The organism is Variovorax sp. GW821-FHT09B05, from assembly GCF_059418265.1.
Genome location: NZ_JBWKPN010000006.1, coordinates 122,931 through 145,868, shown reverse-complemented (window position 1 = coordinate 145,868; position 22,938 = coordinate 122,931). Strand labels below are relative to the sequence as shown.

At 67.6% G+C, this 22,938-nt stretch carries 20 protein-coding genes and 1 other RNA gene; 11 read left to right on the top strand and 10 right to left on the bottom strand.

From position 1 onward, the window contains the following. Positions 1-79: 79 nt before the first annotated feature. The 6 genes from AC07RM_RS17430 to AC07RM_RS17405 form a co-directional block, all read right to left on the bottom strand. Complete coding sequence (locus AC07RM_RS17430; protein WP_495335323.1) at positions 80-1,054, bottom strand: sterol desaturase family protein; 975 nt, start codon at positions 1,052-1,054, stop codon at positions 80-82. A 10-nt stretch (positions 1,055-1,064) separates the two neighbouring features. Continuing rightward, the gene (locus tag AC07RM_RS17425) at positions 1,065-1,886 is read right to left on the bottom strand and encodes a polysaccharide deacetylase family protein (protein ID WP_495335322.1); all 822 of its coding nucleotides are present in this window, start codon (positions 1,884-1,886) and stop codon (positions 1,065-1,067) included. Then, positions 1,870-2,889 (bottom strand): YncE family protein, encoded by a 1,020-nt coding sequence (locus AC07RM_RS17420; protein ID WP_495335321.1) that lies wholly within the window; start codon positions 2,887-2,889, stop codon positions 1,870-1,872. Before AC07RM_RS17420 ends, AC07RM_RS17425 begins: the two co-directional genes overlap by 17 nt. Positions 2,890-2,978: 89 nt before the next feature. Continuing rightward, positions 2,979-3,710: a pseudouridine synthase gene (locus AC07RM_RS17415; protein WP_495335320.1), complete on the bottom strand. Its 732-nt coding sequence runs from the start codon at positions 3,708-3,710 to the stop codon at positions 2,979-2,981. A gap of 90 nt (positions 3,711-3,800) precedes the next feature. After that, positions 3,801-5,534: a gamma-glutamyltransferase gene (gene ggt / locus AC07RM_RS17410; protein ID WP_093343395.1), complete on the bottom strand. Its 1,734-nt coding sequence runs from the start codon at positions 5,532-5,534 to the stop codon at positions 3,801-3,803. Between the two features lie 59 nt (positions 5,535-5,593). Then, positions 5,594-7,189, bottom strand: a complete 1,596-nt coding sequence (locus tag AC07RM_RS17405; protein WP_495335319.1) for a methyltransferase regulatory domain-containing protein — start codon at positions 7,187-7,189, stop codon at positions 5,594-5,596. Between the two features lie 221 nt (positions 7,190-7,410). Here AC07RM_RS17405 and AC07RM_RS17400 point away from each other — a divergent pair, with 221 nt between their 5' ends. Further along, positions 7,411-7,569, top strand: coding sequence for a hypothetical protein (locus AC07RM_RS17400; protein WP_177239329.1), 159 nt, complete (start codon positions 7,411-7,413; stop codon positions 7,567-7,569). 213 nt (positions 7,570-7,782) lie between these two features. Here AC07RM_RS17400 and ssrA read toward each other — a convergent pair. The 4 genes from ssrA to ompA form a co-directional block, all read right to left on the bottom strand. After that, positions 7,783-8,167, bottom strand: a transfer-messenger RNA (tmRNA) gene (gene ssrA / locus AC07RM_RS17395). A gap of 13 nt (positions 8,168-8,180) precedes the next feature. After that, positions 8,181-8,846 carry an HAD-IA family hydrolase gene (locus AC07RM_RS17390; RefSeq protein WP_208510334.1) on the bottom strand — a complete coding sequence of 222 codons (666 nt, stop codon included), beginning with the start codon at positions 8,844-8,846 and terminating at the stop codon, positions 8,181-8,183. Beyond that, the gene (ubiG, locus tag AC07RM_RS17385; RefSeq protein WP_495335318.1) at positions 8,843-9,565 is read right to left on the bottom strand and encodes a bifunctional 2-polyprenyl-6-hydroxyphenol methylase/3-demethylubiquinol 3-O-methyltransferase UbiG; all 723 of its coding nucleotides are present in this window, start codon (positions 9,563-9,565) and stop codon (positions 8,843-8,845) included. The genes AC07RM_RS17390 and ubiG overlap by 4 nt, the downstream gene beginning before the upstream one ends. Positions 9,566-9,696: 131 nt before the next feature. Further along, positions 9,697-10,356 carry an outer membrane protein OmpA gene (gene ompA, locus AC07RM_RS17380; RefSeq protein WP_093343401.1) on the bottom strand — a complete coding sequence of 220 codons (660 nt, stop codon included), beginning with the start codon at positions 10,354-10,356 and terminating at the stop codon, positions 9,697-9,699. Positions 10,357-10,581: 225 nt separating this feature from the next. On the opposite strand from ompA, the gene gyrA reads away from it, so the two are divergent. The 10 genes from gyrA to lapB all read left to right on the top strand — a co-directional run bounded on the left by gyrA (position 10,582) and on the right by lapB (position 22,882). Next, the gene (gene gyrA / locus AC07RM_RS17375; RefSeq protein ID WP_093343403.1) at positions 10,582-13,227 is read left to right on the top strand and encodes a DNA gyrase subunit A; all 2,646 of its coding nucleotides are present in this window, start codon (positions 10,582-10,584) and stop codon (positions 13,225-13,227) included. After that, on the top strand, positions 13,224-13,808 hold the full coding sequence (locus AC07RM_RS17370; protein WP_256222547.1) for a DUF2059 domain-containing protein: 585 nt from the start codon (positions 13,224-13,226) through the stop codon (positions 13,806-13,808). Before gyrA ends, AC07RM_RS17370 begins: the two co-directional genes overlap by 4 nt. 1 nt (position 13,809) lies before the next feature. Next, on the top strand, positions 13,810-14,940 hold the full coding sequence (gene serC, locus AC07RM_RS17365; protein WP_296778678.1) for a 3-phosphoserine/phosphohydroxythreonine transaminase: 1,131 nt from the start codon (positions 13,810-13,812) through the stop codon (positions 14,938-14,940). A 19-nt stretch (positions 14,941-14,959) separates the two neighbouring features. Further along, complete coding sequence (gene pheA, locus AC07RM_RS17360; protein ID WP_495335317.1) at positions 14,960-16,081, top strand: prephenate dehydratase; 1,122 nt, start codon at positions 14,960-14,962, stop codon at positions 16,079-16,081. A 19-nt stretch (positions 16,082-16,100) separates the two neighbouring features. Next, on the top strand, positions 16,101-16,994 hold the full coding sequence (locus AC07RM_RS17355; RefSeq protein ID WP_495335316.1) for a prephenate dehydrogenase: 894 nt from the start codon (positions 16,101-16,103) through the stop codon (positions 16,992-16,994). Between the two features lies 1 nt (position 16,995). Continuing rightward, positions 16,996-19,008, top strand: a complete 2,013-nt coding sequence (locus AC07RM_RS17350; protein WP_495335315.1) for a bifunctional 3-phosphoshikimate 1-carboxyvinyltransferase/cytidylate kinase — start codon at positions 16,996-16,998, stop codon at positions 19,006-19,008. A 197-nt stretch (positions 19,009-19,205) separates the two neighbouring features. Beyond that, the gene (gene rpsA / locus AC07RM_RS17345) at positions 19,206-20,894 is read left to right on the top strand and encodes a 30S ribosomal protein S1 (protein WP_093343410.1); all 1,689 of its coding nucleotides are present in this window, start codon (positions 19,206-19,208) and stop codon (positions 20,892-20,894) included. A gap of 75 nt (positions 20,895-20,969) precedes the next feature. Beyond that, entirely contained in the window at positions 20,970-21,287 is a 318-nt protein-coding gene (locus tag AC07RM_RS17340) for an integration host factor subunit beta (protein WP_057589604.1), read from the top strand. An 85-nt stretch (positions 21,288-21,372) separates the two neighbouring features. Beyond that, complete coding sequence (locus AC07RM_RS17335) at positions 21,373-21,714, top strand: LapA family protein (protein ID WP_093343411.1); 342 nt, start codon at positions 21,373-21,375, stop codon at positions 21,712-21,714. Continuing rightward, positions 21,704-22,882 (top strand): lipopolysaccharide assembly protein LapB, encoded by a 1,179-nt coding sequence (lapB, locus tag AC07RM_RS17330; RefSeq protein ID WP_296778690.1) that lies wholly within the window; start codon positions 21,704-21,706, stop codon positions 22,880-22,882. Before AC07RM_RS17335 ends, lapB begins: the two co-directional genes overlap by 11 nt. The last annotated feature ends 56 nt before the right edge of the window (positions 22,883-22,938 follow it).

The following is a 22,938-nucleotide window of genomic DNA, read 5'->3' as shown; positions in this document are numbered from 1 at the left end:
AGCCAGAGCCGGCGGCCGGGCGATTCGCCGGTTCGCGCGCACGCCGCGCGCAGCTGAGGCAGTTGGAGAGAAGCCGCGCTCAACCGCGGCCGACCATGCGCTTCAGCCCCAGCCACTGCTGGGCCCAGAAACCCTGGCCGTAGTCGCGCACCTTGCCCGCGGCATCGGGCTCGACCTGGTCGCGCACGCCGGTCGGGTCGTAGCGGTTCTCGAAGTTGGCGGTCCCGAACATCATGTCCCACCAGGGCAGCAGCACGCCGAAGTTGTGGCCGCCGAGCGTGCTCTTGCCGTTCGACTCGTGGCCCAGCCCGATGCTGTGGTGCAGCCGGTGGAAGCGCGGGCTGATCCACAGCCGCTCGCCGAGGGCGCCGAAGCTCAGGCGCAGGTTGGCGTGCTGCAGGCTCTCGCTGAGCTGGGTGAAGGCGACGAAGGCGATGAACTGCCCGGGCGCCACGCCGATCAGCTGCGCCACGATCACGATCAGCGTGTCGTGCAGGATGTCGTCGAGCAGGTGGTTGCGGTCGTCGCTCCACATGGTCATCTGGCGCTGCGAGTGGTGCAGCGAATGCAGCCCCCACCACCAGTTGAACTGGTGCTGGCCGCGGTGGATCCAGTAGCCGACGAAGTCGAGCACCACGAGGTAGATCGCGAACGCGATCACCGGCACGTCGGTCACGCCGGGCCAGAGTTCGTCGAGGTGCAAGGTGCCCCAGCCGGCCGCACGCAGGCTGCCCATGAGGTCGTCGAACACCGGCTGCAGCGTGAAGAACATCGCGAGCCGGAACAGGCCCAGCCGGTGGATCAGCGTGTAGAGCATGTCGATGCGGATCGCGCGCCGGTCGGTCACCGGCTCCACGGCGCGCCAGCGCTGCAGCGGGCCGATCAGAGCGACCAGCACCACGATCTGGATCAGGCCGACCAGCAGCCAGCCGGTGGCGTCGAAGGCGTCCTCGGTCCAGCCGCCGAGGCCGATCGCGTAGACGAAGGGCTGCACGACGGTTTCGAAGAACCAGCCCTGCAGCGAGGAGAAGAGATCCGTCAGCCAGTCGATCACGGGAGCCGCCTCAGGGGTGCGATGCGATCCAGGCGCGGTAGTCGGGATGCTGGCGCAGCGTCTGGAAGCAGAAGCCCTTGGCCTTTAGCCCGACGATCAGCGGCTCGAGGTTGGCCGGCGCCCACGGGTCCTTGCGCGACCAGATGCCCAGGTGCGCGAGCAGGATGTCGCCGGGGCGGATGGTGTCGAGCGCTTGCGTGAGCAGCTTCTCGTTGCTGAACTTCTCGCTCGGCAACTCGTCGCCGAGGAAGCCGGCGGGCGCCCAGCCCACGTGCGCATAGCCGCAGTCGCGCGCGGCAGCCAGCAGCTTGGGCGAGGTCTTGCCGCCGGGCGCGCGGTACAGCGGCAGCGGCTTCTTGCCGGTGATCAGCTCGAGCCGTTCGGAGGACTTGCGGATGTCGGCGCAGTACTCGGCCGCGCTCCAGGTGAACTCGCGCCCGGCCAGCGCGCCCGCCGAGGGCTTGACGCGGAAGCTCGGCGTCACGCCCTTGAGGTCGGCGCGCCAGTAGACGTGGTCGTAGGTGTGCGAGCCGAACTCGTGGCCCTCGGCCGCCCTCGCCTTCCACCAGGCGGCCCAGTGGTTGTCGAGGCTGTCGCCGTCGATCTGGGTGCGCTCGGCGGCGGCAAAGAAGGTGACGTGCACCTGCTGGCGCTTGAGCACCTCGGCCACCAGCGGCGCGATGCCCATGTGGCCGGTGTCGAAGGTCAGGTAGACGGGTTTCTCGCAACTCGCCGCGGCGCTCTGGGCGCCGGCGGGAATCGCCACCGCGAGGGCCAGCAGCGCGGCGAGCCCCGCGGCCGCACGCCGGCGCGGGCTAGATGCGCTTCGCATGGTCGAGCGTCCAGACGCCGTGCGGCGAACGGCCGACATTCACCTGCCGCACCACCTTGCCGCTGGCCAGGTCGACCACGCTGAGCTTCTTGGCCCAGCGCGAGGTGACGTAGAGAGTCTTGCCGTCGGCCGACACGTCCATGCAGTCGGGGCCGCCGGGCACCGGGTAGGTGTCGGTGACCTTGAGCGTGGCGAGGTCGATGCGGCTGATGGAATTGGCCACCCGGTTGCTCACGAACACGCTCTTGCCGTCGCCGGCCGAGCGGAAGGCGTGCGCGCCCTTGCCGGTCGGGATCTTGCCCACCAGCTTCGGCTGCGCGCCCGCCACGTCGAACACCTGCACGCCGTCGCTGCCGGTCAGGCCCACGAGCAGCGTCTTGTCGTTGTGCACGCCGTAGATGTCGGCCGGCATCGGGCCGGTGGCCACGCGCCAGCGGATGGTCTGCGTCGGCAGGTCGACGGCGATCATCTCGTCGCTGTCCTGCATCGTCACGTAGGCGATGGTGCTGGTGTTGTCGATCCAGATGTGGCTGGGCGTCTTGCCGGTAGTGATGCGCTTGGCGAGCTTCAGGTCCTTGCCGTCCCAGCGGTAGACGTCGACGTGGTTGAGCCGGTTGGCCGCGGTCACGAACCACTTCATGTCGCGCGAGAACTGCAACTGGTACGGGTCGATGATCCCGTAGACCACGCGCTGGACCTCGGCGGTGCGCGGGTTCACGAAGGTCAGCGAATCGCCGGCCGAATTCGCCACGATGACCGACTTTTCGTCGGGCGTCATGTAGATGTGGTGCGGCTCCTTGCCGGTCGGAATGCGCTGCTTCTCGGTCCAGTCGACCGGGTTGATCACGCTGACGCTGGCGTCGAGCGAGTTGAGCACGAAGATCGGCGGGGGTTCCGGGGGAGCCGCGGTGGCGGCGAGCGGCGCCGTGAAGGCGATCGCGCCGAGCAGGCAGGCGGACAGCAGGGCCGCGGCGCGGCCGGTCGAACGGGAAAGAAAGCGCAAGGGAAGTTCCGGAAAAGGGCTTCGAATGTTAACGATCCGAACCGACGGCTGGCTGACCGCCAGCCGCCGAAAAGGCGGACACTTGACAGTTATTTCGCAGGCGCGCGCAGGGCGGCGACCTCGTCGGCCGCCAGCCAGCGCCATTGGCCGGGCGCCAGGTCCGCGGGCAGCGCCACGGTGCCGATGCGCGAGCGGTGCAGCGCCTCGACGCGGTTGCCCACCGCGGCCAGCATGCGCTTGACCTGGTGGTACTTGCCCTCGGTCAGCGTGAGCCGCAGGTGCAGCGGGCTGTCGGACTCGCAGGCGGCCGCGCGCACCGGCTTCGGATCGTCGTCGAGCACCACGCCGGCCAGCAGGCGGGCGATCTGCTTGTCGTCGACCGGGTGCTTGGCCGTCACCTCGTAGACCTTGGGCACGTGGTGCTTGGGCGAGCCCATCTTGTGGATGAACTGGCCGTCGTCGGTCAGAAGCAGCAGGCCGGTGGTGTCCTGGTCGAGCCGGCCGATGGCCTGCACGCCCTGCACCGCGCCCTTGTTGGGCCGCAGCCGCAGCGGCGACGGCAGCAGCGTGTAGATGCTCGGATAGGTCGAGGGCTTCTGCGAGCACTCGGTACCGGCCGGCTTGTGCAGCATCAGGTAGGCCTTCTCGTGGTAGGCCCAGGCGGTGCCCTGCACGGTGAACTGCAGGCCCTCCGCGTCCAGATCGGTGGCGGGATCGTCGACCACCGCCCCGGCAATGGTCACGAGGCCCTGTTGAACCAGGCCGGCGCACACGCGCCGCGTGCCGAAGCCCTGGGAATAGAGGATGTCTTGCAGTTGCATGGCGAAAAGAAAAGGCGGCCGCGCTTCGCACGCGGCCGCCCTGGAGTGTCTCAGAAGGCGCGGACCGGTCCGGCGCCTTTCCGGTGGCGGTCAGTAGCCCGCGGCTAGCCCGGTGTTGCGGCGCGGATCGTTGGCGCCGTAGAAGCGGTTGTTGCCCACCGGCTTGCCGCCCAGGGTGGGCGCGCCCACGATGATCGCGGCCAGGTGGTTGGCCGGCTGCGGCACGCCGAGGTTGTGGCCCATGTCGGTCAGGATCTTGCGGGTGTCGGGGCTCAGCGCGAAGGTCTCGACGTTGGTGACGTCGGGCAGCCATTGCTGGTGGAAGCGCGGCGCATCGACCGCCTCCTGCACGTTCATGCCGTAGTCGACCACGTTGAGGATGGTGTGAAGCACGGCCGTGATGATGCGGCTGCCGCCCGGCGTGCCGACCACGAACACCGGCTTGCCGTCCTTGGACACGATGGTGGGGCTCATCGAGCTCAGCGGGCGCTTGCCCGGGGCGATGGCATTGGCCTCGCCCTGCACCAGGCCGTACATGTTCGGCACGCCGACCTTCGAGGTGAAGTCGTCCATCTCGTTGTTGAGCAGCACGCCGGTCTTGGCGGCGGTGACCTTGGCGCCGAACCAGTCGTTGAGCGTGTAGGTGACCGAGACCGCGTTGCCCCACTGGTCGGTGATCGAGTAGTGGGTGGTGTTGCTGCCCTCGTGCGGCGCGACGCCGGGCTTGATGTCCTTGGAGACGCCTGCCTTCTTCGGGTCGATGGCGGCGCGGATCTTCTCGGCATAGCCCTTGTCGAGCAGGCGATCGAGCGGGTTCTTCACGAAGTCGGGGTCGCCCAGGTAGCTGTTGCGGTCGACGTAGGCATGGCGCATGGCCTCGATCTGGTAGTGCACGGACTGGGCCGAACGGAAGCCCAGGTCCTTGAGCGGATAGCCCTCGAGGATGTTGAGCATCTCGCAGATGATCACGCCGCCCGAGCTCGGCGGCGGTGCCGACACCACGCGGTAGCCGCGGTAGTCGCATTCGACCGGCGCCAGTTCGCGCGTCTTGTACTGGTCGAGGTCGGCCTGGGTGATGATGCCCTTGCCGGCCTGGCTCGAGGCCACGATGGCCTGGCCCACCCAGCCCTTGTAGAAGCCGTCGGTGCCGTTCTGGCTGATCGCGCGCAGCGTCTTGCCCAGGTCCTTCTGCACCAGCTTCTGGCCGACCTGGAACGGCTCGCCCTTGTTCAGGAAGATCGCGCCGGAGACCGGGTCCTTCTGAAAGTCGGCGGTCGAGGTCCAGAGCATGTCGATGTCGCCCTGCTCGAGCGCGAAGCCCTTCTCGGCGAGCTGGATCGACGGCGCGATCAGCTCGGCGCGCTTCTTCGTGCCGTACTTCTCGCGCGCGTACTCCATGCCCGACACCGTGCCGGGCACGCCCACGGCCAGGTGGCCGTTGGTGCTCAGGCCCTTGATGACGTTGCCGTCCTTGTCGAGGTACATGTTGGCCGTGGCGGCCAGCGGCGCCTTCTCGCGGAAGTCGAGGAAGGTCTTGCGGCCGTCGGCCAGCTGCACCGTCATGAAGCCGCCGCCGCCGAGGTTGCCCGCGGCCGGATAGACCACCGCGAGCGCGTAGCCCACGGCCACGGCCGCGTCGACGGCATTGCCGCCGCGCTGCAGCACGTCGACGCCGACCTTGGACGCGAGGTGCTGGGCGCTCACCACCATGCCGTGTTCGGCCGCGACCGGCGCCTGCGACGCGGCCTGCGAAGCGCCGGCGGCCAGTGCGAGCACGGCGGCGATCGCCGCGCGCAGTTGAGGGGTCGATGGAAGTCGATGCATCTGGAAGTCTCCTCTTGAGATGTCGTTGGTTGCGGAGTTTGGGTGTGTCTGGTGAGGGGTCAGCCGGCGAGCAGTGCCTTGCGCCGCAGGTCGCGCAGCGCCAGCGCCACCTGTTCGCGGGCGAAGGCGCTCAGCGCCTCGGGATCGGTCATCTGCTCGTCGTTGCGCACGAAGCGCAGGCGGTCGGCGCGCACTTCGGTCTCGAGGTGCTCGACCAGCGCTTCGTGCGAACGGGTGCCGTCGAGCAGCGGCAGCAGCGCGCGCTCGAGCAGCGACAGGGCCACCGTCTCGTGCCAGCCGTTGCAGACCGTGACCGACGGGGCCTGGCCCGGTGCCAGGCCCGGCGCGTTGCGCACCGAGGCCGCGGCCTGCGGCCGCGCGGGCACCTGCGCGACCGAGGGCACCGGCGTGCGACGGATGCGCAGCGCGCCGAGGATCAGCATCTCCTCGAGCATCGCCATCACCGCGGGCTCGACCGCCTCGCGCGGCTGGCCGAGCAGCGGCAGCACGCAGGCGATCAGCGCGTCGGCGCTCAGCGCCAGCGGATAGTGGCTGTCGAGCACATGCGCCACCGCCTTGTGCACCGGCTGGCGCAGGGTGACCGTCACGTTGCGGATCGCGGTGCAGTTCTGCTCGCGCGTGTCGAGCGTGAGCGGCGCGCCGTTCTCGCCATGGAACACGCCCGCGAACAGCAGGCCGCGAATGCGCGTGGCGTCGAGCCGGTAGCGGATGTGGCGCGCCTGCTCCTGCTTCACCAGCAGCGTCTGGCGGAAGGTGCGGTTGACCAGGAAGTCGAGGTACTGCTCCATCAGCACCTGGCTGCCGCCGCATTCGCGCAGCAGCGGATCGCGCACCTGGGCACCGTAGTTCTGCACGAACATCGTCGAGGGCTCGGCTTCGGCCAGGTAGGCCAGGCCGTGGCCCTCGGCGCGCGCGACGAACTCCTTGAAGTAGCAAGGCGCGTTGCAGGGCTCGAGGAACTCGTGCAGCAGGTACGAGGTGGCGCCGTCGCGCACGATCGGCGCGGTTTCGTCGAGCGTCTTCTTGAGCACGCTGTCGGGACGCGCCGACTGCGCGAGGAACTCGATCATCCCGCGGGCATAGGAGAGCTTCTCCTCGGGCGTGTCGCGCGGACCGCCGCGCAGGATCATCGCGTCGCGCACGATCTCGCGCGCCTTCCAGCCCGGGTAGACGTTGTAGCTCACGTAGGCCACGCCGTTCGGCGCGAGGTTCTCGGAACACACGCGCAGGATCGCGTCCTGCACCGGCCCCGGCACCCAGCTGTAGACGCCGTGGCAGACGATGTAGTCGAACTGGCCGAGCGAGGCGTCGACCTCGGCGATGTTGAAGGTCTTTACCTCGACATTCGACAGCCCCAGCCGCTCGATCGCCTTCACGCCCTGCGCGATCTGCACCGACGACAGGTCGAGGCCGAGCGCGCGCGCGCCGGGGTGGCGCTCGGCGAAGGGAATGATGTTGTTGCCCGCCGCACAGCCCAGTTCGAGCACGCGCGCGCCGGCGGGCGCGGGTGTTTCGAGGCCGAAGAGAAATGCCGTGGCTTCCAGGTGCTCCACCGCCGTCTGCGGGAAGGGGTGCGAGTCGTAGGGCACCGCGTCGTAGTAGCTCGTCAGAACCGAAGTCAGGGAATCGGACACGGGCAGCCTTTTTAGGAAGATGCGAGGGAGAGAACGCGCGCGATCGGAGCGCGCCGGCGCTCGCCGAATATAGCCCTGCGTGACAGCGAAAAGAGCCGGGGTCGGGTTGTCCAGGAGGGCCTCCGCCCCACCGGGCGGCCGCATGTAAGACAATGCCGCGACCTTCCGTGCCAGCGGCGCTCGGTGCGGTCTTTGGGTGTACAAATCGGCGTTCTGACACCATGCAGCTCTCCGATCCATCCTTCGTTCTGTCGGTCTTCCTGGCCGGTGTCGCCGTCGGGGCGATGCTGGTTGCCGTCATGTCGGCCATCCGCGCCGAACGCGGGCCGAACGGCCCGATGCCCAAGCCGGGCAGCGACAGCGACCGACTGGCGCGATAGCGCCCCTGGCCGACGGCCACCTGGGCTCGACATCGTCGAGGCCAGGCATGCGGCCTTGCCGTTCCCCCTCTAGCTCTTCTGACGCACGAACGCGCGCTTCACGCAGGTGAAACGCGTGCCGGATCCATGGAGGGTGGGTTTTGGCCGGGGCCGACCCGGGAATGCCTCCCGGGTCGCCAAGCTCGGATCGGTCCGAGCCAGCCTTAGACAATGTGGTGGAGCTGGGGGGATTTGAACCCCCGTCCGCAAGCCTTCATCGCGCAGTTCTACATGTTTAGCGATCTGATTTAAGTCTCGCTTCCGGAGTCGCGCAGTCGCACGCTACACCGGACGCCAGCACCCTATTTTCTTGCCCCGACCCAAGGTACCCGGATCGAAGCCAGCCGATGTAATTATCCTTGCAGCCGGGAGGCACTGATTGCTCAGAACCCCCTTGCCCAGCCCATCGGCCTGCTGTTGCAAGGCTCACTGGCAATTAAGCAGCGAGTGCGAAACGTTCGTCGTTTGCAGTTAGTTTGTTTGAATCTGTTTTACGAGCGCATTCAGCTCGACATGCCCCGCTGCGACTCCGAACCCGCGTCGAAACCAGTGCAGCCCCAAGGGGGCGTATTTTAGGCGCTATCCAGCAGTTTCAAGAGCTCGCCCGGAGAAGTTATCAAGGCATCGGCTTCCCAGCGGGTCGCATCGGCCTGCGCGCCCATGTAGCCGTAGGCCGCGGCCACGGTCCGCATGCCCGCCGCGCGGCCCGCGATGATGTCGCGCTCGTCGTCGCCGACGTAGATGCAATGCTCGGAGGGGATGCCCAGCCGCCGGGCCGCCTCGTGCAGCGGCTCGGGATGCGGCTTGGCATGCGGCGTGGTGTCGCCGCTCACCACCGCGCCCGCGCTCGCGAACAGCGGCATCGCCTGCGTGAGCGGCTCGGTGAAGCGCTTCGACTTGTTCGTGACCACGCCCCAGCGCAGCCCGCGCGCGACCAGTGCCTCGATCAGCGGCGGAACGCCTTCGAAGGCCTGCGTGTTGAACATGCAGCGCTCGTAGGTCACGAAGAACTCCTCGCGCAGCGCATCGAACTCGGGCGCATCGGGCGTGATGCCGAAGGCCACGCCGAGCATGCCGCGCGCACCCGCGCCGGCCATGGGGCGGTAGCGCTCGAGCGGATAGGAGGCCAGTCCCCGGGCGGTGCGCATCTGGTCCGCCGCGGCGCCCAGGTCGGGGGCGCTGTCGATCAGCGTGCCGTCGAGGTCGAACAGCACGGCGCGGGTCGGCACGCCCTTCATGCCTGGATCTCCGCCGGCTTCTGCGTGGCGAACATGTAATTGACGCTGGTGTCGGCGCTGAGCCAGTAGCGCCGCGTGATTGGGTTGTGTTCGAGGCCGCGCGTGTGTCGCACGTCGAGGCCGGCCGCGCGGCAGTAGGCCGCCAGCTCGCTGGGCCGGATCAGCTTCGCGTACTCGTGGGTGCCGCGCGGCAGCATGCCCATCACGTACTCGGCGCCGACGATCGCGAGCATGAAGGACTTGAGGTTGCGGTTGATCGTCGAGAAGAAGACCCAGCCGCCGGGCTTGACCAGCGTGGCGCAGGCCTGGATGACCGAGGCCGGGTCCGGCACGTGTTCGAGCATCTCCATGCAGGTGACGACGTCGAAGCTGCCGGGCTGCTCGACCGCGAGCGCCTCGGCGCTGACCTCGCGGTACTTCACGCCGCGCGTGCCGGCCTCGAGCGCGTGCAGCTGCGCCACCTTGAGCGCCTTGCCCGCGAGGTCGGCACCGAGCACGTCCGCGCCCTTGCGGGCCATCGAATCCGAAAGAATTCCGCCGCCGCAGCCTATATCCACGACGCGCCGCTGGGAAATCGGCGCAATACCTTCAATCCATTCCAGGCGCAAAGGATTGATTTCGTGCAAAGGGCGAAATTCGCCTTCCATATCCCACCACTTGTGGGCTAACTCCGAAAATTTGGCGAGTTCGGCGGGATCGGCATTCACGTTTTCTGTCATATGACGGATTATGAAACGGACGATGACCGGCCCATGACGAATGGGCCTCTTTGAAAACTTTCAGCCTGCATTGATTCAGGCATAAAAAAACCCCGCCGAGGCGGGGTTTTAGGGTCGATGGAATCGAGCTATCAGTTGGCGCGGGTGCCGACCACTTCGATTTCCACGCGACGGTTCTTGGCGCGGCCTTCCTTGGTGCGATTGTCAGCCACAGGCTGCTTCTCGCCCTTGCCTTCGGTGTAGACGCGGTTGCGTTCGATGCCCTTCGAGACCAGGAAGGCCTTGACGGCTTCGGCGCGACGCACCGACAGACGCTGGTTGTAGGCGTCCGAACCGATCGAGTCGGTGTGGCCGACGGCGATGATCACTTCGAGGTTCACGCCACGGATTTTCTCGACCAGGTCGGTCAGCTTCGCGCGGCCTTCAGGCTTCAGCACCGACTTGTCGAAGTCGAAGAATGCGTCAGCAGCGAAGGTCACCTTCGAAGCGGCAACAGCCGGGGGTTGAGCGGGAGCGACGGGCGGGGGAACCGCGCCAGGAGCCGTGGGAACGGCGGCAGCCGGGGGAACCAGAGCGCCGTCGCAACCGGCAGCAGCCGTGGCGGGCGTCCAGTTGGCATCGCGCCAGCACAGTTCGTTCGTGCCGTTCTTCCAAACCAGTTCGCCGGTGCCGTTTTGCCAGTTGTCGATCGTAGGACCGCCATTCGCAGCGGTGACACGGGTCTGCGCGCCGGCGGCAGTGGCGAGCGCAGCGACTGCAAACATCATCGCCACTTTATTCAGTTTCTTCATGGTTCTCCTCTTGGGGAAAAAGCCGCAGCCGCGCTGCGAATCAAGGACGCTTTAAGTGACCACCACCCAAAACGTTGAGGCGATTGTGCCATAGGGTCTTTGGCAAACAGGCCGCACGGCGGCCACGAAGCGTAGGACGGAGGCGGAATAGAGCCCTTGTGTTGCGGCGGTGCGACACCCCTCACAGCGTAAAATTTCGCCTTCCTGCCGCCAGCCTCTCGCTCAATGACGTCCTTCGCCAAAGAAACCCTGCCCATCAGTCTCGAAGAGGAAATGCGCCGCAGTTATCTCGATTACGCCATGAGCGTGATCGTGGGCCGCGCCCTTCCCGACGCGAGGGACGGCCTCAAGCCGGTGCATCGCCGCGTGCTCTACGCGATGCACGAGCTCAACAACGACTGGAACCGGCCGTACAAGAAGTCGGCCCGTATCGTCGGCGACGTGATCGGCAAGTACCACCCGCACGGCGACCAGTCGGTCTACGACACCATCGTGCGGCTGGCCCAGGACTTCTCGATGCGGCACATGCTGGTCGACGGCCAGGGCAACTTCGGGTCCGTGGATGGCGACAACGCGGCCGCAATGCGGTATACGGAAATCCGGCTGGCCAAAATCGCGCATGAAATGCTGGCCGATATCGACAAGGAAACGATCGATTTCCAGGACAATTACGACGGTTCCGAAAAGGAACCGGCCGTGCTGCCGAGCCGGCTGCCGAATTTGCTGGTCAATGGCTCCGGCGGTATTGCGGTCGGCATGGCCACCAATATTCCGCCGCACAACCTCAATGAAGTGGTGGACGCCTGCCTGCACCTGCTGCGCAATCCGCAGGCCAGCATCGACGAGCTGATGGAGATCGTGCCGGCGCCCGACTTCCCCACGGCCGGCATCATCTACGGCATCAACGGCGTGAAGGACGGCTACCGCACCGGCCGCGGCAAGGTCGTGATGCGCGCCAAGTGCCACTTCGAGGACATCGACCGCGGCCAGCGCCAGGCGATCATCGTCGACGAGCTCCCCTACCAGGTCAACAAGAAGACGCTGCAGGAGCGCATGGCCGAGCTGGTCCACGAGAAGAAGATCGAGGGCATCAGCCACATCCAGGACGAGTCCGACAAGTCGGGCATGCGCCTCGTCATCGAGCTCAAGCGCGGCGAAGTGCCCGAGGTGGTGCTCAACAACCTCTACAAGCAGACCCAGCTGCAGGACACCTTCGGCATCAACATGGTGGCGCTGGTCGACGGCCAGCCGAAGCTGTGCAACCTCAAGGACCTGATCGAGGTCTTCCTGCAGCACCGCCGCGAAGTGGTGACGCGCCGCACGGTCTTCAACCTGCGCAAGGCCCGCGACCGCGGCCACGTGCTCGAAGGCCTGGCGGTGGCGCTGGCGAACATCGACGACTTCATCGCCATCATCCGCAACGCCCCGACCCCGCCGGTCGCCAAGGCCGAGCTGATGGCGCGCAGCTGGGACAGCAAGCTGGTGCGCGAGATGCTCACGCGCACGCGTGCCGACGGCGGCGTGATCAGCGCCGACGACTACCGTCCCGAAGGCCTCGAGCGCGAGTTCGGCATGGGCAACGACGGCCTCTACCGCCTCTCGGAAACGCAGGCCCAGGAAATCCTGCAGATGCGCCTGCAGCGCCTGACCGGCCTGGAGCAGGACAAGATCGTCGCCGAGTACAAGGAAGTCATGGCCGAGATCGACGACCTGCTCGACATCCTGGCCAAGCCCGAGCGCGTCTCGACCATCATCGGCGACGAACTCGGCGCCCTCAAGCAGGAGTTCGGCCAGTCGAAGGTGGGCGCGCGCCGCAGCCTCGTCGAGCACAGCGCCTTCGACCTCTCGACCGAAGACCTGATCACCCCCACCGACATGGTGGTGACGCTCTCGCACAGCGGCTACATCAAGAGCCAGCCGCTCGGCGAATACCGGGCGCAGAAGCGCGGCGGCCGCGGCAAGCAGGCCACCACCACCAAGGAAGACGACTGGATCGACCAGCTCTTCATCGCCAACACGCACGACTACATCCTGTGCTTCTCGAACCGCGGCCGGCTTTACTGGCTCAAGGTGTGGGAAGTGCCGGCGGGCTCGCGCGGCTCGCGCGGCCGCCCGATCGTCAACATGTTCCCGCTGGCCGAGGGCGAGAAGATCAACGTCGCGCTGCCGCTCACGGGCGAGAAGCGCAACTTCCCGGCCGACCAGTACGTGTTCATGTCGACCTCGATGGGCACGGTCAAGAAGACCACGCTCGACGAGTTCAACAACCCGCGCAAGGCCGGCATCATCGCGGTCGACCTCGACGCGGGCGACTACCTGATCGGCGCCGCTCTCACCGACGGCAAGCACGACGTGATGCTGTTCAGCGACGGCGGCAAGGCGGTGCGCTTCGACGAGAACGACGTGCGCCCGATGGGCCGCAACGCACGCGGCGTGCGCGGCATGATGCTCGAGGAAGGCCAGGGCGTGATCGCCATGCTGGTGGCCGAGGACGAGCAGCAGAGCGTGCTCACGGCCACGGAAAATGGTTACGGAAAGCGAACAAGCATTACGGAATACACGCGCCATGGCCGTGGAACCAAAGGCATGATCGCGATTCAACAGAGTGAGCGAAACGGCAAGGTCGTTGCCGCCACACTCGTGCATTCGGACGATGAGATCATGCTCATCACCGACAAGGGCGTGCTGGTGCGCACCCGAGTCGCCGAGATTCGTGAACTGGGTCGCGCGACGCAAGGCGTTACGCTGATCGGGCTCGACGAAGGTGCCAAACTCAGCGGGCTGCAACGTATCGTCGAAAACGATGCCAATGGCGAACCCGAGCCCGGCGCAGACGACACTTCCACATCTTCAACGGAGAATCCTCAGTGAAAAAACAAATCAAGCTCGCACTCCTGACCATCGCCCTGGCTGGCAGTTCGATGGGCGCCCTGGCCCAGGACAAGGCCACGCTCATCAAGCAGTTCCTCGATCTGCAGCGCCCCGGCATCGAAGCCCTGGCCCGCGGCCTGGTCGAGCAGTCGAGCGCCCCGATCGCGCAGGCCGGTTCGCAGTACCTGCAGACCCAGGTGCCCGAAGCCAAGCGCGAAGCCGCCGCCAAGGCCGCCGATGCCGAGCTCAAGAAGTACTACGACGAGGCCTACCCGATCGTGCGCGACAAGGCCGTGCAACTGGCCCCGACCACGCTGACGCCGCTGCTCGAGCAGTCCTTCACCGAGGACGAACTGAAGCAGCTGCTGGCCTGGATCAACTCGCCGCTGAGCAAGAAGTACCAGGACCTGAACCCCAAGATGCAGACCGCGCTGACGGAAAAGCTGGTGGCAGAGACCCGCAGCTCCATCGAGCCGAAGATGCAGGCGCTCGACACCAACGTCGCCAAGGCGCTGGGTGCCCCGACCGAAGCGCCGTCCGCGCCCGCCAAGGCACCGGCCAAGGCTCCCGCCAAGAAGTGACGTGAACGCCCCGCAGAAGCCGGCCGGCCCGCGCCCCTACAACTTCTCCGCGGGCCCCGCCGCCATGCCCGAGGCGGTGCTGCAACGCGCCGCCGCCGAAATGCTCGACTGGCACGGCAGCGGCATGAGCGTGATGGAGATGAGCCATCGCGGCAAGGAGTTCGGCGAGATCTACGCGCAGGCCGAAGCCGACCTGCGCGCGCTGCTGGCGGTGCCCGCCAACTTCCGGATCCTGTTCATGCAGGGCGGCGGTCTCGGCGAGAACGCCATCGTGCCGCTGAACCTGTCGCGCGGCGGCACGGTCGACTTCGTGATCACCGGCAGCTGGAGCATCAAGTCGCACAAGGAAGCGCAGCGCTACTGCAGCGCGCGCGTGGCCGCGAGCAACGCCGACGACCAGCACACGCGCCTGCCCGATCCCGCGAGCTGGCAGCTGTCCGGCGATGCCTCGTACGTGCACCTGTGCAGCAACGAGACCATCAACGGCATCGAGTTCCACGAGCTGCCCGACCTCGCCGCCCTCGGCAGCAAGGCGCCGCTGGTGATCGACTTCTCCTCGCACGTCGCCTCGCGCGGCGTCGACTGGAGCCGCGTCGGCCTGGCCTTCGGCGGTGCGCAGAAGAATCTCGGGCCGGCCGGACTCACGATCGTCGTCGTGCGCGAGGACCTGCTGGGCCATGCCCTCGAGATCTGCCCGAGCGCGTTCAACTACAAGACCGTGGCCGACAACCAGTCCATGTACAACACCCCGCCGACCTGGGGCATCTACATGGCGGGGCTCACGTTCCAATGGCTGCGCGAGCAGACCGAAGGCACGGCGACCGGCGTGGCCGCGATGGAGCAGCGCAACATCGCCAAGGCGAAGCTGCTGTACGACTTCATCGATGCGTCGTCCTTCTACCTGAACAAGATCGACCCGGGCTGCCGCTCGCGCATGAACATCCCGTTCTTCCTGCGCGACGAAGCCCGCAACGAGGCCTTCCTGTCGGGCGCCCGCGCGGCGGGGCTGCTGCAGCTCAAGGGCCACAAGTCGGTGGGCGGCATGCGTGCCAGCCTCTACAACGCCATGCCCCTGGAAGGCGTGCAGGCCCTGGTGAGCTACATGCGAGAATTCGAGCGGTCGCACGCCTAGACGCGCGCGAACCTCACCGATGACCGCCCCAGCTCCTACCCAGCCCTCCTCCCTCGACCATTCCGAAAGCCTCGCCGATCTGCGCGTGCAGATCGATTCGCTCGACCAGCAACTGCTGCGCCTGCTCAACGAGCGGGCCCATGTGGCGGAGCTGGTCGGCGAAGTGAAGAAGCGCGAAGGCACGCCGTTCTTCCGCCCCGACCGGGTGGCCCAGGTCATCGACAAGATGCAGAAGGGCAACGGCGGTCCGCTCAAGGACCTGCACGTGGCGGCCATCTGGCGCGAGATCATGTCGGCCTGCCTGGCGCTCGAGTCGCCGCAGCGCGTGGCGGTGCTCGGCCCCGAAGGCACTTTCTGCGAGCAGGCGGCCATCGAGTACTTCGGCGGCGCCGCCGACCTGATCTACTGCGCCAGCTTCGACGAGGTCTTCCACGCCACCGCCGCCGGCAGTGCCCAGTACGGCGTGGTCGGCGTCGAGAACTCGACCGAGGGCGTGGTCACGCGCTCGCTCGACCTGTTCCTGCACTCGCCCACCCACGTGGTCGGCGAGGTCAGCCTGCTGGTGCGCCACCACCTGCTGCGCAGCAGCAATTCGCTCGAGGGCATCGAGGCCGTGCTGGCCCATCCGCAGGCGTTGGCCCAATGCCAGGGCTGGCTGACCAAGCACCTGCCGCATGCCGAGCGCCGCGCCGTGTCGAGCAATGCCGAGGGCGCGCGCCTCGCGGCCGCCAACCCGGCGTTCGCGGGGCTGGCCGGCGAACGTGCCGCCACGCGCTTCGGGCTGCACATCGTGGCCCACGCGATCCAGGACGACTCCTACAACCGCACCCGCTTCTCGGTGATCTGCCTGCCGCAGACGCTCGCGATGCCGCCCGCCTCGGGCCGCGACTGCACCAGCCTGATCGTGTCGGTGCCCAACCGGCCGGGCGCGGTGCACGACCTGCTGGTGCCGCTGAAGGTCAACAACGTGTCGATGACCCGCTTCGAGTCGCGCCCCGCGCGCACCGGGCAGTGGGAGTACTACTTCTACATCGACCTCGACGGCCATCCCTCGCAGCCCAACGTGGCAGCGGCGCTGGCCGAACTGCGCGGTCTCTGCGCGTTCTACAAGGTGCTCGGCGCCTACCCCGTCAAGGCCTGAGTCCGTCGCAAGCAAGCACATGTTCGAGCAACTGGGATTGATCGGCTGCGGCCTGATAGGCGGCTCCTTCGCGCTGGCGCTGAAGCGCGCCAAGCTGGTGAAACGGGTGGTGGGCTACAGCAAGTCGCCCTCCACCACGGAACGGGCCCGGCAGCTCGGCGTGATCGACGTCGCCGCGCCCTCGGCGCTGCTGGCGGTGTCGGGCGCCGACATCGTGCTGCTGGCCGTGCCGGTGGCGGCCTCGGAAGCCACCTTCAAGGCGATCCGCCACGGCATCGGCAGCGATGCGCTGGTGATGGACGTCGGCTCCACCAAGGGCGACGTCATCGAGGCCGCGCGCCGCGGCCTGCAGGGCCAGCTCGGCAACTTCGTGCCGGCACACCCGATCGCGGGCAAGGAAGTCTCGGGCATCGAGCATGCCGAGGCCGCGCTGTTCACCGGCCGCCACGTGGTGCTCACGCCGATCAAGTCCACGCTGCGCTCGAACGTGCAGCGCGCCTCGCAGGTCTGGAGCGGCATCGGCGCCAACGTGCTCACCATGACCCACGAGGAGCACGACAGCACCTTCGCCGCCGTGAGCCACCTGCCGCACCTGCTGGCCTTCGCCTATGTCAACGGCCTCGCCGGCCAGCCGCAGGGCGAGCGTTTCCTGAGCCTGGCGGGCCCGGGCTTTCGCGACTTCTCGCGCATCGCCGCAAGCGACCCCGTGATGTGGCGCGACGTGCTGCTGGCCAACCGCGAGCAGGTGCTGGCTCAGTCGCGCGCCTTCCGCGCCGCGCTGCTCGAGATAGAGAACGCCATGGCCGAGGGCGAATCGCAGGCCCTCGAGCAGTCGATAGCACGCGCCCGCCAGGTGCGGGCCGCCTGGCAGCCCGGCGCCTCGTCGTCGCACGATTCGCAGCAGGACGCCTGAGATGTACGCCTCGACCTTCCTCGATCTCCCCGCGCTGACCGGCGCCTCGGGCACGGTGCAGCTGCCCGGCTCCAAGAGCATCTCGAACCGCGTGCTGCTGCTGGCCGCGCTCGCGAGCGGCACCACCACCCTGCACGACGTGCTCGACTCGGACGACACCCGCGTCATGCTCGATGCGCTGCGCGCGCTGGGCTGCGGCGTCGAACCCGCCGGCACGCTGGTGCGCATCACCGGCATCGGCGGCCGGGAAATCGGCAACACCGAGCTGCTGTCGCTGTTCCTCGGCAATGCCGGCACGGCGATGCGGCCGCTGACCGCGGCGCTGTCGCTGCTGGGCGGCGAATTCGAACTGCGCGGCGTGCCGCGCATGCACGAACGCCCGATCGGCGACCTGGTCGATGCCCTCACCCAGCTGGGTTGCCGCATCGACTACCTCGGCAATCCCGGCTATCCGCCGCTGCGCATCCACCCGGTGCCGCATGGCGAGCTGGTGCTCGACGCCCCGATCCGCGTGCGCGGCGACGTCTCGAGCCAGTTCCTGACCGCCCTGCTGCTCGCCCTGCCCCTCGCAGCGGCAAGCGACATCACGATCGAAGTCGTCGGCGAGCTGATCTCCAAGCCCTACATCGAGATCACGCTGAACCTGCTGGCGCGCTTCGGCATCGCGGTGCGACGCGACGGCTGGGAGCGCTTCACGATCCCCGCCGGCAGCAGCTACCGCTCGCCGGGCGACATCCATGTCGAGGCCGACGCCTCGTCCGCCAGCTATTTCATCGCGCTGGGCGCCATCGCAACGGCCGCTTCCGGGCCCGACGGCATCCGGATCGAGGGCGTGGGCGCCGATTCGATCCAGGGCGACATCCGTTTCGTCGACGCCGCGCGCCAGATGGGCGCCGAGATCGACAGCGGCCCGAACTGGCTCGCGGTGCGCCGCGGCGCCTGGCCGCTCAAGGCCATCGACCTCGACGCCAACCACATCCCCGACGCGGCGATGACGCTGGCCGTGATGGCGCTCTACGCCGACGGCCCCAGCACCCTGCGCAACATCGCGAGCTGGCGGGTCAAGGAAACCGACCGCATCGACGCCATGGCCAACGAGCTGCGCAAGCTCGGCGCCACGGTCGAGGCCGGGCCCGACTTCATCCGCGTGCATCCGCTGGCGCCGGCCGGCTGGCGGCCCGCGAGCATCCGCACCTACGACGACCACCGGGTCGCCATGTGCTTCTCGCTCGCCGCCTTCAACCCGGCACGGGTGCCGGTGCGCATCCTCGAGCCGCACTGCGTCGCCAAGACCTTCCCCGACTATTTCGAGACCCTGTTCTCGGTCTCCACGGCCGCCGGCATCCCGGTGATCAGCATCGACGGCCCGACTGCCTCGGGCAAGGGCACGCTGGCCTCCGAAGTGGCGCGCCTGCTGGGCTACCACTACCTCGATTCGGGCTCGCTCTACCGCGTGACCGGGCTGGCCATGCGCCGCGCCGGCCTGAGCGCCGACGCCGCGCACGAGGCGCAGATCGCCGCGCTGGCCGCTGCCCTGCCGCTGCAGTTCACCGAGGGCAAGGTGCTGCTGGACGGCGAGGACGTCAGCGAGCTGATCCGCTCCGAGGCCGCCGGCATGGACGCCTCGCGCGTCTCCACGCTGCCGGCCGTGCGCGAGGCCCTGCTGGGCCTGCAGCAGCGCTTCCGCCAGCTGCCGGGCCTGGTGGCCGACGGCCGCGACATGGGCACGGTGATCTTCCCCGACGCCGCGCTCAAGGTGTTCCTGACCGCGAGCGCCGCCCAGCGCGCCGAGCGGCGCCATAAGCAGTTGATTTCAAAGGGTATTTCGACTACACTCGACAGTCTTCGCTCCGATCTGGAGGCGCGTGACGCCAGGGACTCGTCCCGCAGCGTCGCCCCTTTGAAGCCGGCGCAGGACGCGCGCCACCTCGACAACTCCCAGCTCTCGATCGAGCAATCGATCGACACGGTGTTGGACTGGTGGCGACAAGTGCAGCCTTTCGAGTCCGCTTGAAAGGCTCGCGCCCACCGGGTGTTCCGGGGGGCGCCTACCGCTCCAGAAGGCTCCCTTCGCGCGACAGCGCACCGGCCTTCTGGTTGTTCAACCAACCGGGCTTCCGCCCACAACCAACCGCCGTCTCCAGATCCAGCGCAGTCGCATGCAATGTCGCAAGAGCGCCTGCCAACCCTGCCTGACGGAAGGAACCATAAATGTCTGAATCTTTTGCCGACCTATTCGAAGAGTCCCTGAAGCGTTCCGAAATGCGCACCGGCGAGGTCATCACGGCCGAAGTCGTGCGTGTCGAACACAACCACGTCGTCGTCAACGCCGGTCTGAAGTCCGAAGCGTATGTGCCGATCGAAGAGTTCAAGAACGACAAGGGCGAGCTCGAAGTCCAGGCCGGCGATTTCGTTTCCGTTGCCATCGGCAGCGTTGAAAACGGCTACGGCGACACCATCCTCTCGCGCGACACCGCCAAGCGTCTCGCTTCGTGGCTGGCCCTCGAGAAGGCGCTGGAATCGGGCGACTTCGTCACCGGCACCACCAGCGGCAAGGTCAAGGGCGGCCTCACGGTGCTCGTCAACGGCATCCGCGCGTTCCTGCCGGGTTCGCTGATCGACACGCGTCCGATCAAGGACCTGACCCCGTACGAGAACAAGACCCTCGAATTCAAGGTCATCAAGCTCGACCGCAAGCGCAACAACGTCGTGCTGTCGCGCCGTGCCGTGGTCGAAGCCAGCATGGGCGAAGAACGCGCCAAGCTGATGGAAACCCTGAAGGAAGGCGCTGTTGTCCGCGGCGTGGTCAAGAACATCACCGAATACGGTGCGTTCGTGGACCTCGGCGGCATCGACGGCCTGCTGCACATCACCGACATGGCATGGCGCCGCGTCCGCCACCCGAGCGAAGTCGTTCAGGCCGGCCAGGAAATCACCGCCAAGATCCTCAAGTTCGACACCGAGAAGAACCGTGTCTCGCTGGGTCTCAAGCAAATGGGCGATGACCCGTGGATGGGCGTTTCGCGCCGCTACCCGCAATCGACCCGCCTGTTCGGCAAGGTCACGAACATCGCCGACTACGGCGCGTTCGTCGAGCTCGAACCCGGCATCGAAGGCCTGGTGCACGTCTCCGAAATGGACTGGACCAACAAGAACATCGCTCCGAACAAGATCGTCTCGCTGGGCGACGAAGTCGAAGTCATGGTCCTGGAAATCGACGAAGACAAGCGCCGCATCAGCCTGGGCATGAAGCAGTGCAAGGCCAACCCGTGGCAAGAGTTCGCTCAGAACACGAAGCGTGGCGACCGCGTCAAGGGCCCGATCAAGTCGATCACCGACTTCGGCGTGTTCGTGGGTCTGGCTGCCGGCATCGACGGCCTGGTTCACCTCTCGGACCTCTCGTGGAACGAAGCCGGCGAAACCGCCGTTCGCAACTACAAGAAGGGCCAGGAAGTCGAAGCGATCGTGCTGGCTGTCGACGTCGACCGCGAGCGCATCTCGCTGGGCATCAAGCAGCTCGACAGCGACCCGTTCACCACCTTCACCACGGTCAACGACAAGGGCCAGATCGTGACCGGCAAGGTCAAGACGGTCGACGCCCGCGGCGCCGAGATCGACCTGGGTGAGGACATCATCGGCTACCTCCGTGCTTCGGAAATCTCGCGCGACCGCGTCGAAGATGCCCGCAACGTGCTGAAGGAAGGCGACGAAGTCACCGCCATCGTCGTGAACGTGGATCGCAAGACCCGCAACATCCAGCTGTCGATCAAGCAGAAGGACATGGTCGACGAGCAAGGCGCCATGGCCAACCTGAGCCAGCAGTCGGCACGCGAGAACGCGGGCACGACGAGCCTGGGCGCCCTGCTGCGCGCCAAGCTCGACAACAGCGACAACAAGTAAGCCGTCGCCCGAAGACAGAGCAGGCCCTGGTGGCCTCTCTGTCTTTTTTTTCGCCCCTGCTTTTTGCTTTGACCTATGACCCGCTCTGACCTCGTCGAAGAACTCGCAGCGCGCTTTGCGCAACTCACCCACCGGGATGCCGAATACGCCGTCAAGACCATCCTCGACGCGATGAGCGATGCCCTGGTGCGCGGGCACCGGATCGAGATCCGCGGCTTCGGCAGCTTCTCGGTCAACCGGCGTCCGCCGCGCATCGGCCGCAACCCGCGCTCGGGCGAGAGCGTGCAGATTCCCGAGAAGCGCGTGCCGCACTTCAAGCCCGGCAAGGCCTTGCGCGAGGCGGTCGACGCCCGCAGCGCCGAACTCGGCATCAAGACGACGCCGAAGGCCTGAGTCCAGCCGCCAACGGCCCCCTCCATCGGCGCGGACCGTCCGGCGCAGGTGCAAACGTAGAATCGTCCCGCCAACGGGACCGCGCATGAAATACCTCCTGTGGCTGCTCAAGGCAGCCATTTTTTTTACGCTCTTCGCCTTCGCGCTGAACAACCAGCACGACGCGACCGTCTATTTCTTCTTCGGCACCTACTGGCGCGCGCCGCTGGTGCTGGTCGTGCTGGCCGCCTTCGCGGGCGGCCTCGTGGTGGGCGCGCTCGGCATGCTGCCGGGCTGGTGGAAGCACCGCAGCGCCGCCGCGCAACTGCCGGCCACGACCGCGGGCAGCGCGGCCGCCTCCTCCGCCCCGGCCGCCGCGCCGGCGGCAGCCCCGGCACCGACCATCGCCGCCACCGACCTTCCCGCCGTACGCCAACATGGACTTTGATCCCAGCTGGTTGCTGATCAGCCTGCCCGTCGCCTTCGTCCTGGGCTGGCTGGCCTCCCGCTTCGACATCCGCCAGCTCAAGCTCGAGAACCGCCAGGCCCCCAAGGCCTACTTCCGCGGCCTCAACTTCCTGCTCAACGAGCAGCAGGACCAGGCCATCGACGCCTTCATCGAGGCGGTGCAGAACGACCCCGACACGCAGGAGCTGCACTTCGCGCTCGGCAACCTGTTCCGCCGCCGCGGCGAATACCAGCGCGCGGTGCGTGTGCACGAGCACCTGCTCGGCCGCGGCGACCTGAGCCGCAGCGACCGCGAGCGCGCCCAGCATGCGCTGGCGCAGGACTTCCTGCGCGCCGGCCTGCTCGACCGCGCCGAGGCCGCGCTGCAGAAGCTCGAGGGCACGCGCTACGAGAACGAGGCCCGGCTTGCGCTGCTGGCCATCTATGAACGCTCGCGCGAATGGAGCCAGGCTGCCGACGTGGCACGCAAGCTCGACGAGTCCGACCAGGCCAGCTACGGCACGCGCCGCGCGCACCACCTGTGCGAGCAGGCCGCCGAACAGGTCGGCATGGGCGACCTCGCGGCCGCGCGCCGCCTGCTCGAACAGGCCGTGGCCCAGGCACCGCAGGCACCGCGCCCCGCCATCGACACCGCGACCCTGCAGCTGCGCAGCGGCGAAGCCGGCGCGGCCTTCGACACCCTGGTGGCGCTGAGCGACACCGCGCCGCTCGCGCTGCCGCTGTACGCCGCCGCGCTGCAGCAGGCGGCCGTGGCCGCGCACCGCGCGCCCGAGGCGCTCGCGCTGCTGCAGCGCCGCTATGCCGAATCGCCGTCGATCGACGTGCTCGAGGCGCTGATCGCGCTCGGCGGCGCGCCCGCCGGCACCACGCCCGAAGCCGAGGGCGAAGCGCCCGTGCCGCGCGACGGCTACATCGCGCACCTCGCGCACCAGCCCTCGCTGGTCGCAGCCTCGCGCTGGCTCGCGGGCGAACGCTTCGAGCACGAGCAGTTCCATCCGCAGGTGCAGCGCGCGCTCGACCAGGCCACGCGGCCGCTGATGCGCTACCGCTGCGCGGCCTGCGGCTTCGAGGCGCACCAGTACTTCTGGCACTGCCCCGGCTGCCAGGCCTGGGACAGCTATCCGCCGCGCCGCGTCGAAGAGCTCTGATCGGCCTCGGAGGCGAGACCTTCGATCACCTTGCTGAACAATGGTGGCCGCTGGCG

What these genes read in the sequence shown, in the direction of transcription:
- gyrA (WP_093343403.1), top strand. Translation starts at nt 10,582, where the DNA reads ATGACGTCCTTCGCCAAAGAAACCCTGCCCATCAGTCTCGAAGAGGAA.
- ggt (WP_093343395.1), bottom strand. Translation starts at nt 5,534, where the DNA reads ATGCATCGACTTCCATCGACCCCTCAACTGCGCGCGGCGATCGCCGCC.
- AC07RM_RS17355 (WP_495335316.1), top strand. Translation starts at nt 16,101, where the DNA reads ATGTTCGAGCAACTGGGATTGATCGGCTGCGGCCTGATAGGCGGCTCC.
- AC07RM_RS17390 (WP_208510334.1), bottom strand. Translation starts at nt 8,846, where the DNA reads ATGAAGGGCGTGCCGACCCGCGCCGTGCTGTTCGACCTCGACGGCACG.
- AC07RM_RS17350 (WP_495335315.1), top strand. Translation starts at nt 16,996, where the DNA reads ATGTACGCCTCGACCTTCCTCGATCTCCCCGCGCTGACCGGCGCCTCG.
- ubiG (WP_495335318.1), bottom strand. Translation starts at nt 9,565, where the DNA reads ATGACAGAAAACGTGAATGCCGATCCCGCCGAACTCGCCAAATTTTCG.
- pheA (WP_495335317.1), top strand. Translation starts at nt 14,960, where the DNA reads ATGACCGCCCCAGCTCCTACCCAGCCCTCCTCCCTCGACCATTCCGAA.
- AC07RM_RS17335 (WP_093343411.1), top strand. Translation starts at nt 21,373, where the DNA reads ATGAAATACCTCCTGTGGCTGCTCAAGGCAGCCATTTTTTTTACGCTC.
- lapB (WP_296778690.1), top strand. Translation starts at nt 21,704, where the DNA reads ATGGACTTTGATCCCAGCTGGTTGCTGATCAGCCTGCCCGTCGCCTTC.
- ompA (WP_093343401.1), bottom strand. Translation starts at nt 10,356, where the DNA reads ATGAAGAAACTGAATAAAGTGGCGATGATGTTTGCAGTCGCTGCGCTC.
- rpsA (WP_093343410.1), top strand. Translation starts at nt 19,206, where the DNA reads ATGTCTGAATCTTTTGCCGACCTATTCGAAGAGTCCCTGAAGCGTTCC.
- AC07RM_RS17415 (WP_495335320.1), bottom strand. Translation starts at nt 3,710, where the DNA reads ATGCAACTGCAAGACATCCTCTATTCCCAGGGCTTCGGCACGCGGCGC.
- AC07RM_RS17425 (WP_495335322.1), bottom strand. Translation starts at nt 1,886, where the DNA reads ATGCGAAGCGCATCTAGCCCGCGCCGGCGTGCGGCCGCGGGGCTCGCC.
- AC07RM_RS17400 (WP_177239329.1), top strand. Translation starts at nt 7,411, where the DNA reads ATGCAGCTCTCCGATCCATCCTTCGTTCTGTCGGTCTTCCTGGCCGGT.
- AC07RM_RS17340 (WP_057589604.1), top strand. Translation starts at nt 20,970, where the DNA reads ATGACCCGCTCTGACCTCGTCGAAGAACTCGCAGCGCGCTTTGCGCAA.